General features: G+C 30.3%; 16 protein-coding genes. 12 read left to right on the forward strand and 4 right to left on the reverse strand.

Features of this window, described 5'->3' with window-relative positions:
- The first annotated feature begins 138 nt into the window (after positions 1–138).
- The 4 genes from ACN0WY_RS05585 (at position 139) to ACN0WY_RS05600 (ending at position 3,742) form a co-directional block, all read left to right on the forward strand.
- Positions 139–318, forward strand: a complete 180-nt coding sequence (locus ACN0WY_RS05585; RefSeq protein ID WP_330486868.1) for a hypothetical protein — start codon at positions 139–141, stop codon at positions 316–318.
- Between the two features lie 356 nt (positions 319–674).
- A complete protein-coding gene (locus tag ACN0WY_RS05590; RefSeq protein ID WP_417799767.1) occupies positions 675–1,502 on the forward strand; it encodes an AraC family transcriptional regulator in 828 nt (275 codons plus the stop codon).
- A gap of 69 nt (positions 1,503–1,571) precedes the next feature.
- Positions 1,572–2,951, forward strand: coding sequence for a pyridoxal phosphate-dependent decarboxylase family protein (locus ACN0WY_RS05595; protein ID WP_417799768.1), 1,380 nt, complete (start codon positions 1,572–1,574; stop codon positions 2,949–2,951).
- A gap of 218 nt (positions 2,952–3,169) precedes the next feature.
- Positions 3,170–3,742 (forward strand): GNAT family N-acetyltransferase, encoded by a 573-nt coding sequence (locus tag ACN0WY_RS05600; RefSeq protein ID WP_417799769.1) that lies wholly within the window; start codon positions 3,170–3,172, stop codon positions 3,740–3,742.
- A 128-nt stretch (positions 3,743–3,870) separates the two neighbouring features.
- Here ACN0WY_RS05600 and ACN0WY_RS05605 read toward each other — a convergent pair whose 3' ends face one another.
- From ACN0WY_RS05605 to pepE, 3 genes are all read right to left on the reverse strand, one after another.
- Positions 3,871–4,494, reverse strand: coding sequence for a JAB domain-containing protein (locus tag ACN0WY_RS05605; RefSeq protein WP_417799770.1), 624 nt, complete (start codon positions 4,492–4,494; stop codon positions 3,871–3,873).
- A gap of 266 nt (positions 4,495–4,760) precedes the next feature.
- Complete coding sequence (locus tag ACN0WY_RS05610) at positions 4,761–4,952, reverse strand: hypothetical protein (RefSeq protein WP_330486874.1); 192 nt, start codon at positions 4,950–4,952, stop codon at positions 4,761–4,763.
- A 136-nt stretch (positions 4,953–5,088) separates the two neighbouring features.
- Positions 5,089–5,790: a dipeptidase PepE gene (pepE, locus tag ACN0WY_RS05615; protein ID WP_417799771.1), complete on the reverse strand. Its 702-nt coding sequence runs from the start codon at positions 5,788–5,790 to the stop codon at positions 5,089–5,091.
- Between the two features lie 210 nt (positions 5,791–6,000).
- Here pepE and ACN0WY_RS05620 point away from each other — a divergent pair, with 210 nt between their 5' ends.
- From ACN0WY_RS05620 to ACN0WY_RS05650, 7 genes are all read left to right on the forward strand, one after another.
- A complete protein-coding gene (locus ACN0WY_RS05620) occupies positions 6,001–6,531 on the forward strand; it encodes a hypothetical protein (protein ID WP_417799772.1) in 531 nt (176 codons plus the stop codon).
- Positions 6,532–6,661: 130 nt separating this feature from the next.
- The gene (locus ACN0WY_RS05625; RefSeq protein ID WP_417799773.1) at positions 6,662–7,438 is read left to right on the forward strand and encodes a carboxypeptidase-like regulatory domain-containing protein; all 777 of its coding nucleotides are present in this window, start codon (positions 6,662–6,664) and stop codon (positions 7,436–7,438) included.
- Between the two features lie 4 nt (positions 7,439–7,442).
- A complete protein-coding gene (locus ACN0WY_RS05630; RefSeq protein ID WP_417799774.1) occupies positions 7,443–8,261 on the forward strand; it encodes a carboxypeptidase-like regulatory domain-containing protein in 819 nt (272 codons plus the stop codon).
- A gap of 36 nt (positions 8,262–8,297) precedes the next feature.
- The gene (locus ACN0WY_RS05635) at positions 8,298–9,074 is read left to right on the forward strand and encodes a carboxypeptidase-like regulatory domain-containing protein (RefSeq protein ID WP_417799775.1); all 777 of its coding nucleotides are present in this window, start codon (positions 8,298–8,300) and stop codon (positions 9,072–9,074) included.
- A gap of 91 nt (positions 9,075–9,165) precedes the next feature.
- Positions 9,166–9,963: a carboxypeptidase-like regulatory domain-containing protein gene (locus ACN0WY_RS05640; RefSeq protein ID WP_417799776.1), complete on the forward strand. Its 798-nt coding sequence runs from the start codon at positions 9,166–9,168 to the stop codon at positions 9,961–9,963.
- A gap of 30 nt (positions 9,964–9,993) precedes the next feature.
- Positions 9,994–10,485 carry a DUF6702 family protein gene (locus tag ACN0WY_RS05645; protein ID WP_417799777.1) on the forward strand — a complete coding sequence of 164 codons (492 nt, stop codon included), beginning with the start codon at positions 9,994–9,996 and terminating at the stop codon, positions 10,483–10,485.
- A gap of 71 nt (positions 10,486–10,556) precedes the next feature.
- A complete protein-coding gene (locus ACN0WY_RS05650) occupies positions 10,557–12,785 on the forward strand; it encodes a M1 family metallopeptidase (RefSeq protein ID WP_417799778.1) in 2,229 nt (742 codons plus the stop codon).
- Positions 12,786–12,856: 71 nt separating this feature from the next.
- Here the strand turns inward: ACN0WY_RS05650 and ACN0WY_RS05655 are convergent, their stop codons facing one another.
- Positions 12,857–13,291: a hypothetical protein gene (locus ACN0WY_RS05655; protein WP_330486883.1), complete on the reverse strand. Its 435-nt coding sequence runs from the start codon at positions 13,289–13,291 to the stop codon at positions 12,857–12,859.
- Positions 13,292–13,565: 274 nt separating this feature from the next.
- Here ACN0WY_RS05655 and ACN0WY_RS05660 point away from each other — a divergent pair, with 274 nt between their 5' ends.
- On the forward strand, positions 13,566–15,269 hold the full coding sequence (locus tag ACN0WY_RS05660; RefSeq protein WP_417799779.1) for a helix-turn-helix domain-containing protein: 1,704 nt from the start codon (positions 13,566–13,568) through the stop codon (positions 15,267–15,269).
- Positions 15,270–15,274: the final 5 nt, after the last annotated feature.

The following is a 15,274-nucleotide window of genomic DNA, read 5'->3' on the forward strand; positions in this document are numbered from 1 at the left end:
ACAACTATATATTACAAAAGACTGCCTAAGGGCGGTCTTTTTTGTTATATACAACTCGTGTTAAACAACAAAAACAGTAATCATTGTAATAATAACAACTTATTTTATACTAATTATTAACACTAAATTATTTAAAACATGGATTATTATTACATATTACTATTGGTTATAGCCGCTTTTTTAGCTATTAAAGAAGAAAAGAAAACAAACAGAAAAAAGCAGTTTCGTTGGATTTATATAGTTTTAATAGGTGTTGCACTTGTGTATAACTTTGGAGAATCTATTGGACAAATGATTTATAAAATATCAAATACTTAATACATCTTAAAACTCCTAAATTAGGATAGCATAACGTAACAACAAATAATGACTTAAGTAGAATAATTTCTGGAATGCTAAGAACTCTAGCTATAAAACTGCTAATGTTCTAAACAAAGGCAACACACTTATCATAATAACATAAAAGACTGCTTCTAAGAGCAGTCTTTTTTTATAGAAAACAGTTTTTACCTTCTTTTACCCAACTATTCAATTACCCTTTTTTGTTATATTAGCTAATATTAAAACACAAAAAAATTCCTAAAATTTAGGTTTAACCTCCTTTCTAGGAATTATAAGAATACTAAAAGTGTTTATATAATTTAATTGTAGTTAATTATGAAAAAGCAAAGAACATGGAAAACAACATTCTGAAGTTTCATATTAATCATGATATTTCTGGAGTTGAGTTAATGAATGCTAATTTCAAATCTAATAAAGCTTCTTTACATTATCATCCTGAATTTATTATTGGTGTAATGGAAAGCGGCATACAGTCTTATTGCCCTAAATCGCCAAAAGAGAAAATAATTTCAAAAGGTCAGATTTCAATGATAAACCCAGAGAGGATTCATAGTAATAAAAATGTTGATGATAAAGGATATAAGTATAGAACTTTTAACATACAGCCAGAAGTTTTCCAAAAAATTGCAAACGATATTAAACAAGACGAAGTTTTTATTCCAAGTTTTGATATGGTTACTGTAAAAGATAAACATCTTAAAACACAATTATTACTCCTACATAATAGCCTCTTTTTAAATCAATTTGATACTATTCAAAATCAAAATAGCTTTTATGAAACGTTTGCTTATCTTATAAAGACTTACAGTTCAAATAAATTAAAAACGAGAAAAGTAAACACCAATTCTATTGTTGCTAACCGTATAAAAGATTATTTACACACCTATTTTGATTCTAAAATAACATTAGAACAATTATCAGAAGTTTCGGGGTTAAGTACTTATTATTTAAATAGAGTTTTTTCAAAATCAATAGGAATTCCTCCTCATAAGTATTTAATGAGTCTAAGACTTAATAAAGCTCAAGAATTACTAAAACTAAAAAACTCTGTTACAGAAGTTGGATATATGGTCGGATTCTTTGATCAAAGTCATTTTACAAGAAATTTTAAATTGTTTTTAGGGATTACACCTAAACAATATCAGTCTTCCTTTTTTTAATAGCAAGATTATACAATTTTTTTAAATCTTCCAGCTTTAGTTTTGTCTCTCAATTAAAAGAGAAATAAAATGGATGTACATAAAATACTCTCTGAAAGAGATGAAACTTTGAATTATGCCGCGCAAAAAGCAATAGTTTTTTTAAATGAGGCACAAAAAAGAGCTATAGAACCAACTCAGGAGGCTCTTAAAAATCTTTCTTTATTAGATCAACCTTTTCCTGAGACACCAATTTCATCCATAAAAGTTATAGAAGAGTTAGAAGATATTGGTAGTAAAGGCGCAATGATTACCATTAGTCCCCGATTTTTTGGGTTCGTAACAGGGGCTAACCTTCCAGTCACTGTTGCAGCTCAATGGCTAGCCGCTGCATGGGATCAATTACCCAATATGGCTGTTCTTTCCCCCTTAGCTTGTAAATTAGAGCAAGTGGCTGAAAAATGGCTAGTCGATGTTTTACATTTACCCAAAGAAACACGTTGTTCGTTTGTAACGGGTACTACAACAGCAGATATGGTTTGTTTACTTGGTGCAAGAAATCATGTTTTGGAACAATATGGATGGGACATTCAAACGAATGGTTTATTTGGAGCCCCTAAAATTAGAGTTCTTGTTGGAGAAGAAGTTCATACTACTATGCTTAGGGCTCTTAGGGCTATAGGTATTGGAAATGCACAAATAGAAAAAATTCCAGTAGATGCTAATGGCGCAATTGATGCTAGCAAACTTCCTGAGTTTAGAGATGAACCAACTATTATTTGTTTACAGGCAGGAAATGTAGATTCAGGAGCTTTTGATCCTTTTGATGTGATTATTGAAAAAGCCAAAAAATATAATGCTTGGGTACATATTGATGGTGCTTTTGGTTTATGGGCAGCTTCAAATTTAAAGTTAAGTTATTTAATGAAAGGCTTTGAGAAAGCAGATTCATGGGCTACAGATGCACATAAATGGTTAAATGTTCCTTATGACTCTGGTATGGCATTTTATAAGGATGAAAACATTATAAAAAAGGCGCTTACTTTGAAGGGAAATTATCTTGTTCAAGGAAACGATGACCCAATGAACAGAACTTTAGAAACTTCTAGAAGAGCAAGAGGAACAGAAGTTTGGGCAGCCTTAAAAAGTTTAGGGAGACAAGGTGTCTCTGATTTGATAGGCAAATCTTGCGATTTAGCTAAGTATTTTGAGCGAAGATTAAGAGAAGAAGGCTTTGAAATCTTAAACAAAGTAGAGCTTAATCAGGTAATGGTTTCTTTTGGTTCTGATGAAAAAACAAAAGCAGTAATAAAAGCTATTCAAAAAGAAGGAACAGCTTGGTTTGGTGGTACGAATTGGCATGGAAGGGAAGCTATGCGAATTAGTACCGTAGGATGGTCAACTACTAAAGAAGATATTGATATGAGTATGGAAGCATTACTTAAAGTAATACGACAATTAGATTCATAAAATAAATATGACAAGACAAAGAGAAGATCAATAAATTCAATATTATAACAGCTATCAGAAGTAAAATGCCTAACTATTTTACTTCTGATGATCTATCCGTAACTTCTTCTTTAGCAAAAGAAAATGGAATTAAATTAAAAAAAACAATTACTTAACTCAAAATTTTAAAGATTAGATCAACTTGGTTTTAGATTTCTTTTATAAAAAAGTTAAATATTATGACAGCACCCAAAAAGTATAAAGATAAAATATTACTTAGAAAACTTAAAACAGAAGACCTTGATAATTATAAGTATTGGAAACATCCAAAGCATAGCTATCATTTATTAAATGGTCCATATTTTAAAAAATCAACCGAAAAAGAAATTGAAAAAGAAACTCAAGCATTGAAACTAAAACTTCTTAACGGAAGTAATGCTTTGGAACATATTAGAATTATTTCTAATAAAAAAAATGAAATGATTGGTGAAGTCAGTTGGTATTGGAAATCAAAAGAAACTAATTGGCTTGAAATAGGTATTGTTATTTTTAATGATAAGTTTTGGAATAAAGGAATTGGCTATATAGCTCTTAAACAATGGATAAATGAAGTTTTTCGAATTAAAGATAATATTGTTAGACTTGGAATTACTACTTGGTCTGGGAATACTAGTATGATTAAACTTGCCCAAAAGTTAAAAATGAAAGAAGAAGCAAGGTACAGAAAGGCTAGAATTGTTAAGGAAGTATATTTCGACTCTGTAAGTTTCGGAATTTTACGTGATGAATGGGAAAATAACAAACGGCAATAAAGTATCTAAAAAACAGCTATTTTGGGTGTTTAAACAACAATCAATTTTATAAACTTTTGGTCAGTATCAAACCGAAAAGTTAGTGCTTTAAATTTCTTACCTTTCTTATACGAGACATTTCAAACTAACTACCCCCTCCTAACACGCAACTTCTTTACCTCTTCAATGGTAAGACCTGTGGAGTCTGCAATGGTATTAGTATCAATACCTTTTCTTTTTAAAGATTTAGCGATTTCAATTGCTTTATTCTTTTCAGCAATTTCAGCAGCCTCTTTTTTAAGACGTTGCTCTAGCACATATTTAGGAACATATTTGGTACTTTTTGCTAACTCTTGTAAAAGGCCAGTATCGGCAAAACTCAAATAGCTTTTATCCGAAATAATTAAATGGTCTATAACATGGGTATTTACTATAATACCTACTTGTATCAACCTATCTGTTAAGTTTTTATCATTTACTGATGGAATTAACTCACCACTTGGGTGGTTATGACATAAAATAATTTTAACCGCTCTTTTTTGCAATGCAAAACTAAACACCTCCATAGGTTCAACCAAAGTAGCATTTACGGTACCTAAACTTATCAACTCAATAAAAAGAATACGGTTGTTGTTTTCTAGCCCTATAACCCAAAAGTGTTCACGGTTTTGGTCTATCTTACTTTCACGAAGCAATATTTTTTGCATTATTCCGTAAATAGCATCGGAATTTAATATTTTTATCTTCTCTTGTTCTGTCAATTTTATGTCCATATCGTAAAAATAGGATTTTTTCAAAGATAGCTTATATAGTTTTTATAGAAAGTAGTTTTTTTAAACAAGCAACTAGCATTTATTTTTTCTTGATAAAAACCGAAACCAACAATCAAAGCAGCACTAAAAAATCACTCCATATCACAGTTCTGTACTTCTTTCCTACTTTCTATATCTTAACGTATACCATAAGTATTGTAACCTTAAAAAATAAAAAAACTCCAAACGTTTGTTTGGAGTTTTCATTTTAAATATGTTTTTGCTGTTTAACAAACACAATGCGACCAATCTAACCCATAAGTATTTAATTGGTGCTCTAAATATAACTGTCTGTCTTCTTCACCTCTCCAGGTAAAGCTACAAAATTGTTCACAAGATGAAAATGGAAATCCACCCTTTACTTCTTGTTGTTCTTTTCTGTTTAATGTTTTACCTAAATTTAAAATTTGTTTTTTCATAATTAAAATTTTACTTTTTTTAAATTCTTGGTCTTTTAAAGACACCCAAGTTTATGTCTATTCTTCGCGAAAATTTGTTTATAAAGATATACATACCTGTTAAAACACTGTATATACCCCTTTTATTTTTTTTATTTTAAACGATAACTTCGGTGCCACTTTCTAGCTCTACAGGCTCTTTTCCTTGTTTAAATAAGCGTGCAGTATAGTTTCCTCGTAATACAATTAAATCTCCATTAACTTCTAGCCAACTACCTTCTCGCAACCCTAAAACTGGTGTTTCATTAAATACATGGTATTCTTTAATACGTGTTTCTCGTGTTTCTCCCATATGAGTAGAATCAGGATTGTGGTCTAAATAATGCGCATTAATATTAAACGGAATAAACCCTAAAGTGGTAAAACTTGGCGGATATACGATAGGCATATCGTTCGTATTCATCATTGTTACTCCACAAATATTGCTTCCTGCACTCGTACCTAAATACGGTGTTCCGTTTTCAACTGCTCTTGTTAAATCGGGTAAAACTTCGTTTTTATACAATTGGTTTACCAGTTCAAACGTATTACCGCCACCTGTAAAAATAGCCTCTGCTTGCTGTATTGCTTTCTTCGGATTATCAAACTCATGTATACCTACAACTTTTTTATGTATTGTTGCAAAAGCCTTACGAGCTACAGCAGTATACTCATCATAGGTTTTTCCACTTGCTCGTGCATACGGTATAAACAATACGGTAGAGGCTTCTTTAAAAAAAGTAGTTAGGGTTGGTAACATATATTCAAGGTACTCACTTCCATGAACAGTAGATGTACTTGCTATAATTAGTTTTTTCATTTTTTCTTTGTTAAATGTTTTACAATTTACTTTTACAAGTGTTAAACAGGTGTCTTACAACCTACTATAAATACTATGCTTTACGAGTATTTATGGCTAAAATATGTAGTTAAAAAGAAACCGTAAAATTTTTAATAAATAAAGTAGGGTTATTCAAGTCCTAGTTGTTTTTGTAGGTGTTATTTTATAAATCAAAAAGCATATAAAACTATGAAAAAATTATTTTTCCTCTTTACCATTACATTTTTATTCTCTTGTTCAGATTCTATTGAAATTCCCATAACTGAAAATGCATCAATAAAACCTGAAGGTACTTGGAGTTTAACGAGCTTAACCTCTGAAACAACCACTAAGGTTACTTCACGTATTTTATCTTATGAAAGTAAATCTAATGTTTATGGAGAAGAATATAACTTTTCGTTTAATTTTTCACAAAACCCTAACAAATATACTACTAAGGGTACGGTGAACATCGTTACTAAAACGAAAATAAATGATACGGTAGAAACTACAAATCACAAAGCTACCGCTGTTCAGGGGTTAAGTGCTGGCAAATGGGAAGTTAGTGGAAATGAACTAATCTTTAAAAATGGTAGTAGCAATGTAATACAATCAAAATTTACTATCGAATCGTTTTCTAAAAACAGCATGGTATTAAAACAAGACTTATCTGAAAACAAAACAGAGAACAACGACGTTATTACAATTACAGGAACAGCAACTCTAGTATTAGAAAAATAAAGGATGCTACAAGTATTAAAAATTACAAGACCAACTAAAAGTTACTTTTTAGTTGGTCTTTTTTTTATTTAACAAAAGTTTACAAACTTCTTAAAACATTTTTAAGACTGCTTGGTGGTTTATTTGTAATATGAGAAAATGGTTACTTGTTCTTTTTAGTTGCTTTTCTTGCGTGGTTATCGCACAAAACACACCAAAAATTATAACTGGTACTGTGTTTATAGATAGTATTGCTACCCAAGATGTACACATTATTAATAAAAAACTAGCTATTGGCGCTGTTTCTAATCAAAACGGACGCTTTGAAATTCTAGCTACCGAAAACAACGTCTTACTAATTTCTCACCTTAATTTAGAATATAAAGAAGTTACCATTACTAAAGAGCATATGAAAACCAAAAACATAGTTGTTTTTGTTGATAGTAAAACACATATGTTAGAGGAAGTTGTGTTAGAAAAACAAAAAAGTATTTTAGAAATTGATAGCGATATACTTACCAATGCTCCTGTTGTTAATGCCAGTACCTTAAAACTACCTTATGCCAACGTAACACCTACAAAAGACGAAAAAACAGTAAAAATAGCATCAGGTGTAGCCGTGAGCTTAACAGGACTTATAAATGCCCTTAATGGAACAAACAAACGAAAAAAGCAATTAAAAAAAATTACTGTTGAAGATAAAAGCATTGAAAAAATTAGAAAACACTTTACAGATGGTTTTTTTATACGACAACTAAAAATAAAGAAAGAACATATTAATCAGTTTTTACAAGCCTGTATTTCTAAAGGAATTATAAACTTGTATACTAAAGACAAAGTTTTAGAACTTACTGCTGTTTTAATTGAAAACAGTAAAACCTCCCCTTACCTACTGGAAAATGAAAATATAAGAGTTACCAAAAAATAATTGCATGATAAAACAACTACCCATTACACTTTTACTTTTAATTACTTTAGGTGCTACCGCTCAAAAAAAACGGACGTTCTTATACGGTCTTTTAATCGACGAGCTTGGGGTTATACCCAATGCCCACGTAATTAACCTTACGACCAAGCAAGGTACATTTAGCAACGATATAGGTAAATTTAGAATTTTAGCAAAACCTAGCGATAGCTTACAAATTTCCTTTGTAGGATACCAAACTAAAAAGATTGAGGTTACGAGTCTTCATTTTGGGATGGAAGAAAATGAGATAAAACTAATGAAAGCTCCATTTGAACTAGAGGAAGTGGAAATAAAAAAACACAACTTAATTGGTTCTATAGCTATAGATATAAAACAAACACCTAAAGATATTGGCATGGAAAAAGCTAAAAAAGCGCTAGATTTTTCTAAGATTGATTTTAGTGAAAAAGTAATTTTAGAAATTGATGAAATGGATAGATCACAAGCTCCTAATATGAGAAAAACCACAGACCCTACAGCTAATTTTGCAGGCGTAGGTACCAGTTTTAGCTCTGGCCTTGATGCATACTCACAGCGGCTTAAAAAAACCCGAAAAACAATAAAATATAAAGAACGTTTTCCGAAAATGCTACTCTCTGACTTTGGAGAACACTTCTTTTTTAAAGAACTAAGCATACCCAAAGACAGGTACCTCCATTTTTTAGAATATTGTAACCCGCTAGGTATAGAAAAGTTGTATAAAGAAAAACAACTTTTAAAAGTGATTGCTATCTTACAACAAGAAAGTAAAAGCTACTTAAAAGTAATTAACGAAAAAGAATAAGACCAACTGCTTTTAAATAATATAGTTACCAAACACATGAAAAACATACTCCCTTCAATTATTTGTCTGTTTTTAATAATAAAAGTCACAGCACAAGAAAACAGAAAATTCTTTTATGCTACCCTACAAGACGAAGTAAGTGCTATTGCTAATGCACATGTTATTAACCTAAATACGAAACAAGGAACTTTTACGAATAATAATGGTGAGTTTAGGGTTTTAGCCAAAGCAAATGACACTTTACAAATTTCGTTTGTGGGTTATGAGACTAAAAACTTTGTAGTAGATGTCAATCACTTCGGAATGCAAGAAAATTACATTCAACTAAAAAAAGTACCTATTGAATTGGACGAGATAGCCATAAAAAAACATAATTTACTCGGCCATATTACTTCTGATACCAAACACATAAAATCTAAAAAAGAAATAAACGCTGAAACATTAAACCTACCCTTTGCCGGTTCTAGAATACTTACGCCTGCTGAAAGAAGACTACATACTGCTACTTCAAGTTATGGAGGAATCGCAATTGACCCCTTACTGAATTGGATTTCTGGCAGGATAAAAAAACTAAAAAAATTTAAAGCTATTGAAGACAAAGAAAAAAGAATCGAACATATACGCAACAACTACCACATACTTATTGAATATGAGTTAAAAATACTAAAGGAAGATATTGATCGGTTTATCTATTTTGTTGAATCTGCTAACGATTTTACTCCCTCTTTCTTGCACAATGAAGTTACCATGATACTGTTTTTACAAAAGAAATCAGACGAATTTAAAAAGCTAAACCCCAAAAACTATAAGTAAAATACTCCCCTTGTCATTTGGTTATTTAGGCGATACTTTCTTAAATATTTTGTACCTTTAGGTGTAACTGTAAACTAACCCTATAAATACCATGAAAAAAGCACTATTTGCCTTATTATTTTTATCTCAACTATCATTCTCACAAGAAGAACGAAAAACACTTTTTGGAATTGTGTATGATGAAAATGGGGTGTTAGAAAATGCTCATATTGTTAACTTTTCAACAAATCAAGCTACATTTTCTAATGAAAAAGGGGAATATCGACTTTTTGCCAGACCTACAGATTCTATTAGGTATAGTAGTATTGGTTATAAAACCATTTATGAAAAACTAACCAAAGCAGATTTTAATACGTATAGAAAAAGAACAACTCTTGAAAAACAAGACTATGAACTCGATGAAGTGTTATTAAGAAACAACGAATTATCGGGTGAGTTAGTCAAAGATCTTAAAAAAGTAAAACGAGATAAAAACTTAGCAATAGCTAGTAATGCTACCGACTTTTCTAATGTTAATTACACTAATTACCATTCAGATGATTACATAAGCAAACACGTAAAGCCTACTGTGGTTAACGTTGATCCTACCAAAGCCTTTGAAGGTATGGGTACTACCAATACGTTTCCTGTGAAAGACTCAGAAAAACTATGGAAACTTCGTAAAGAATTAGCTTTTAAAGAAAGCATGCCTACAAAACTACTTAATGAATTAGGTGAAGACTTCTTTTTTGGTGAGCTTAAAATACCTGTAGATAAATACTATCACTTTTTAGAATATTGTAATCCCTTAGGTATAGAAAAACTATACCAAGATCGTGAAGTGTTAAAAGTGATAAAAATATTTAGAAAAGAACATACAGAGTACCTTAAAATTATTGAAAAATACTAATTTGGCGCAATAATTGATTTTTAATCAACCATGAAAAAACTTGTTGTCCTTTTATTTATACTTCCTTTACTATCATTTACCTTACATAAATACTATGTTGCATTAACCGAGATTGAATACAGAGAAGATACACGTAGTATACAAATGATTATGAATGTTTTTATGGATGATATTGAGCTTGCCATTAATAAAGATTATGATACCAACTTACAAATTGCTACCAAAAATGAGTTGAAGTTAATTGATGACCTTTTTTACAAATACTTAAAAGCGCATTTTAAAATTACTATTAACAATAAAGAAAAAACCTATAAATTTATAGGTAAAGAATACGAAGGAGATATTGTTTACTTTTATTTAGAAATTGAAAATGTTTCGTTGCCTAAATCAATAAACGTGGAAAACACTATTTTAGTAGACCACTTCCCCGATCAACAAAACCTTATTAAAGCAACTGTTAAAAAAGAACGCAAAAGTTTGTTTTTATCGAGTGATAATGATAAAGGTTTGTTAAATTTTTAATAAAGCCTCTTTTATAGTAATAAGATTTCATTAACTTTCCGCTTATTTATTCAAAAACTAATAAGCATATAATGAGAAAATATTCTACGCTACTATTTTCAGCGCTCTTTGTATCTGCTTCTTTATTTGCCCAAGAAGCTCCTAAAAAAGAACGTCAACAAGGTCATACCGATCAAAACAAATTCCGACAATTAAAAGATGTACTAGCAACTCCTAACGATCAACGTACTGCATCAGGAGCTCCAGGACATGCTTACACACAACAAAAAGTTGATTACGTAATGAACTTACGTTTAGATGAAGCTACAGATAGATTGTATGGAGACGAAGATATTACTTACCACAATAATTCTAAAGACCATTTAGAGTATTTATGGTTACAGCTAGATCAAAATATGCGAGCTCCAGATTCTAAATCGCCTTTAGCAGAATCTAAAAGTGTTGCTGGTTTTCAAACTCCAGATAAATTTGTGAGTGAAAACATGGGCAAGCCTAAAGCCTTTGGTTTTAATATTGAAGCTGTAAAGTATGCTGATGGTAGAGACTTACCTTATACCATTAATCGTACAATGATGCGTATTAACTTACCTAAGCCATTAGCTCCAGGTGAAGTTTTTAAATTTAAAATTAAGTGGAACTACTTAATTAACAATTCTGTTGAAGATGGTGGGCGTTCAGGTTTTGAATCTTTTCCCGATGGAAATAAAAACTATACCATTGCTCAATTCTTTCCAAGACTGTGCGTATACAATAATGTAGAAGGATGGCAAAACATGCAATTCTGGGGTCGTAGTGAATGGGCTTTAGAGTTTGGTGATTACGATGTAAAAATTACCGTTCCTGCAGATCATATTTTAGATGCTACTGGTGAGTTACAAAATGAAAAAGAGGTTTTAAGCAAAGAGCAACGTAAGCGTTTTGAAAAAGCTAGAAAATCGTATAAAAATCCTGTTTTTATTGTTTCTCAAAAAGAGGCTGAAGAAAACGAGAAGCAAGGCACTACCCAAACTAAAACTTGGCATTTCAAAGCAAACCAAGTACGTGACTTTGCCTTTGCTTCATCAAGAAAATATATTTGGGATGCGATGGCAGTAAACATTAACGGTAAAACTGTTATGGCTGTGTCTTTATACCCAAAAGAAGGAAATCCGTTATGGGAAGAGCATTCAACTCGTGTAGTTGCTAATACCTTAGAAGAGTACTCTAAAATGACTTTCGATTATCCATATTCTAAGGCGGTATCTGTACACGCAAAGCGCCAAGGAATGGAGTACCCTATGATTTGTTTTAACTACGGACGTCCAAACCCTGACGGAACGTATTCTGATAGAGTTAAAAACGGAATGATTGGGGTAATTACTCATGAGGTTGGTCATAACTTCTTCCCTATGATTGTAAATTCAGATGAGCGCCAATGGACTTGGATGGATGAGGGACTAAACTCTTTTGTAGAAATTTTAGCGGAACTAGATTACGATCCAAACTTCAATACAGGTAACTTACCTAAAGACATTGTTCGTTATATGAGCTTAGATCAAAATAGATTGAGTCCTATTATGTCTCAAGGAGATTATGTACATAATTTCGGTCCTAATGCTTATACCAAACCAGCCGCTGGTTTATATATGTTACGTCAAACAATTATGGGACCTGAATTATTCGATTATGCCTTTAGAACCTATTCTAAAAGATGGATGTTTAAGCACCCTACTCCTGCCGATTTCTTTAGAACAATGGAAGATGCTTCAGGAATGGACTTAGATTGGTTTTGGAGAGGTTGGTTCTATACAACTGATTATACTGATATTGGAATTAAAGAGGTTAAGCCTTTATATTTAACCAATAAGCCAAACGAAGAAACTAAGAAATTACAACAACAGTATCCTTCTTACTTTGCTCAATTAGGTAAATTAGTATACTTAACTACTGATAAAGAAGATGCTGATAAATCTGAAGTTGAAGCATATATTAAAGGATTATCATCTGATAAAAAAGCTAGCTTACAAGACATTCCTAACTATATGTATCAGGTTGAATTTGAAAAACCAGGAGGCTTAGTTATGCCTATTATTGTAGAGTTAACATATGCTGACGGTTCTAAAAAACGTGAAACTTTCCCAGCTCAAATATGGAAGAAAGATGAGCGTAAAGTATACCGAGTGTTTACTTCATCACAAGAAATAAAAAGTATTGTTGTAGATCCTGATTTAGAAACTGCCGATATTGATACGTCAAACAACAGCTGGCCTAAACAAACAACAAACAAGTTTGATGCTTTTAAAAACAAAGCAAAAAATTAATACGTTTTACCAAAACCTAGTCATAAAAAAAGCAGCCTTTTAGGCTGCTTTTTTTATGTACCGTCTTATTATTATTTGCTAAATAACTTATTTACCTCTTCATAAGTTAGTAATTTAGAAACCGTCATAATATCTGGGTCTCTACTTACATACTGTTGAATTTGCAGCACAACAATTCCATCAACTTTTGTATATTTTAACCAAATTACATCACCATTTGCCTTAATTTTATATGGATCTCTAGGGTTTTCTTCAAAGCCTTTTATCATTATTTGATATAGCTTTTCTACATCGTTATCTAAGTTTTTAAATGAAAAATGAACATACTCATGAATAGGATCGTTGATATTCTTATAATAAAAATTATACGCTTCATTTCCTATTTTTTCCAAGTAAACATATTCTATTTTCCCTACTATTTCAGTTTTTGTGGTTTCAATAAATTCAATTTGAGAATACGAGGCTACAGAAAATAAAAGACCTGCTAATAAAAGAAGTTTTTTCATAAAGTTTAAGGGTTTAAGTTTGATATTGTTTTTAATTTTTTAAATATAACTAAAACAACAACGCTTTTTACTTATAAAAAGTATTTTATACTTTTAATTATCTTCTAAATCTTACCTTTAAAATTATTAATTATGTTTACACTAGCTTTTTTTTCTACTAATACGCTATAAACCATTAAAAAAGAATAAAACAAGCAACAACTAAATAGCTAAAAATATTTAAATATTTTTTATTTTGCAGTGCTAAATAATTCGTTAAGCTTTCTAATAAATCATGTTAAAACAAATCTCATTTTTCTTCTTAGTCCTTTTTACTTGTTTTGTTTCCTTTGCTCAAACAATAAAGAAGTATCGTGAAAGTGATTTAAAAGATTTTAAAAATAAGTTTTACCAAAATAGAGAAATTGGTGTTGACAGCTCACTGTATTACATGAACAGACTTATAGAGAGTAATGACATTGCTTATAAAACTTTTGGATATGCCGCCACAGAATATTTAAAAGTAAGAGAGAAACAGGCTATAAATATTCCTTTTAAAGACAGTATAAATAAATACCTTCCTAAAATTGCCAAAACCAATAAAAATTACACTTTATTATTTGACATCCATATTTTACTAGGTAATACTAATAAAAGAAGAAAGTTAATTAAACCAGCTTTACAAAATTATATCACCGCAGAAAATTATGCTTTATTAGCTAAAGATATTAATCGAACCATTAAAATAAAAGGAAATATAGCACTTATTTATCAAGATATGGAAGAGCTTGACAAAGCGCTAAATAAAGCTAAAGAAACCCTTGAGCTTATAGAAACGAATAAAGAAATTCTTTCAAACAAATACTACAGTAGTAAGTATAAAAGAATGTTTAATGTTGCTGCTATTTATGCCTCCTTATATAAAAATGATAAGGATAAACATCAATACGCAGACTCTTCATTACATTACTATAATTCCCTATTAGAAACAAAAGAGTTCAATCTTAACAGCTATTATACAGGTAAGGTTTATTACGGTATGGGTACTGTTTATACCTTAAAAGAAGCATACTCTAAAGCCAGTTCTTACCTTGAAAAAAGCTTAGTGTTATTTACAAAAAGTAAATCACAATCTTATTTATATAAAAGTTATTACAATAACGGTTTAAATTATTATAATTTAAATAAATTAGAAAAGGCTAAACAAAACTTTTTAGCTGCTCTCAGTATAAAAAAAGATACCATTTTAGATGATAATTACATTAAAATGCATGGATATCTTTCGCAAATTTACACTTATCAAAATAAAGTAGATTCTGCCAATTATTACTTAAACACCTACATACGAAACCATTCTAAAGTTTCATCGAGAGATAGAGAGCAATTTAAAGAAGCAATTAAAATTGATTTTGATCAAAAAATAAAAGATTTAAAAGAAGATAGTACTAAAAAGAGTTTTTACTACGAAATTATAGTTATTAGTTTGATAACTATAGTATTGTTTATTTCTTTTTTAGTGTTTAAAAACGCTAAAGAAAAAAAGAGAACAAAGAAAAAATTAAATGATCTGTTAGAAAAAATTTCAAAAAAAGAAGACCTAACTGAAAAATCTTTTTCGCTATCGAATCCATTAAAAATAAAAGACGAACAACACCAACAAATTATAAATGGCTTATTAAAAATAGAAGAAAAAAAGTACTTTTTAAAAGAAGAATTTAATTTATATAATGCGGCAAAAAAAATAGGAACTAATACTACCTACTTATCAAAAATCATTAAAGATTATAAAAAAATGAGTTTTAATGATTATACAAATGAGTTGCGAATTAATTATATTATTGGTGTATTAAGCAATGACAAAAAAGTGAGGTCTTATACAACACAAGCTATTGGAGAAATAGCTGGCTATAAAAATGCTAAATCTTTTACTCGAATATTTAAAAAGCATATAGGAATAACTCCTTATCAATTTATAGAAAAAATCAATAAAGAGTTATAGTGTTT

The organism is Tenacibaculum sp. (assembly GCF_048269885.1).
Lineage (GTDB): Bacteria > Bacteroidota > Bacteroidia > Flavobacteriales > Flavobacteriaceae > Polaribacter.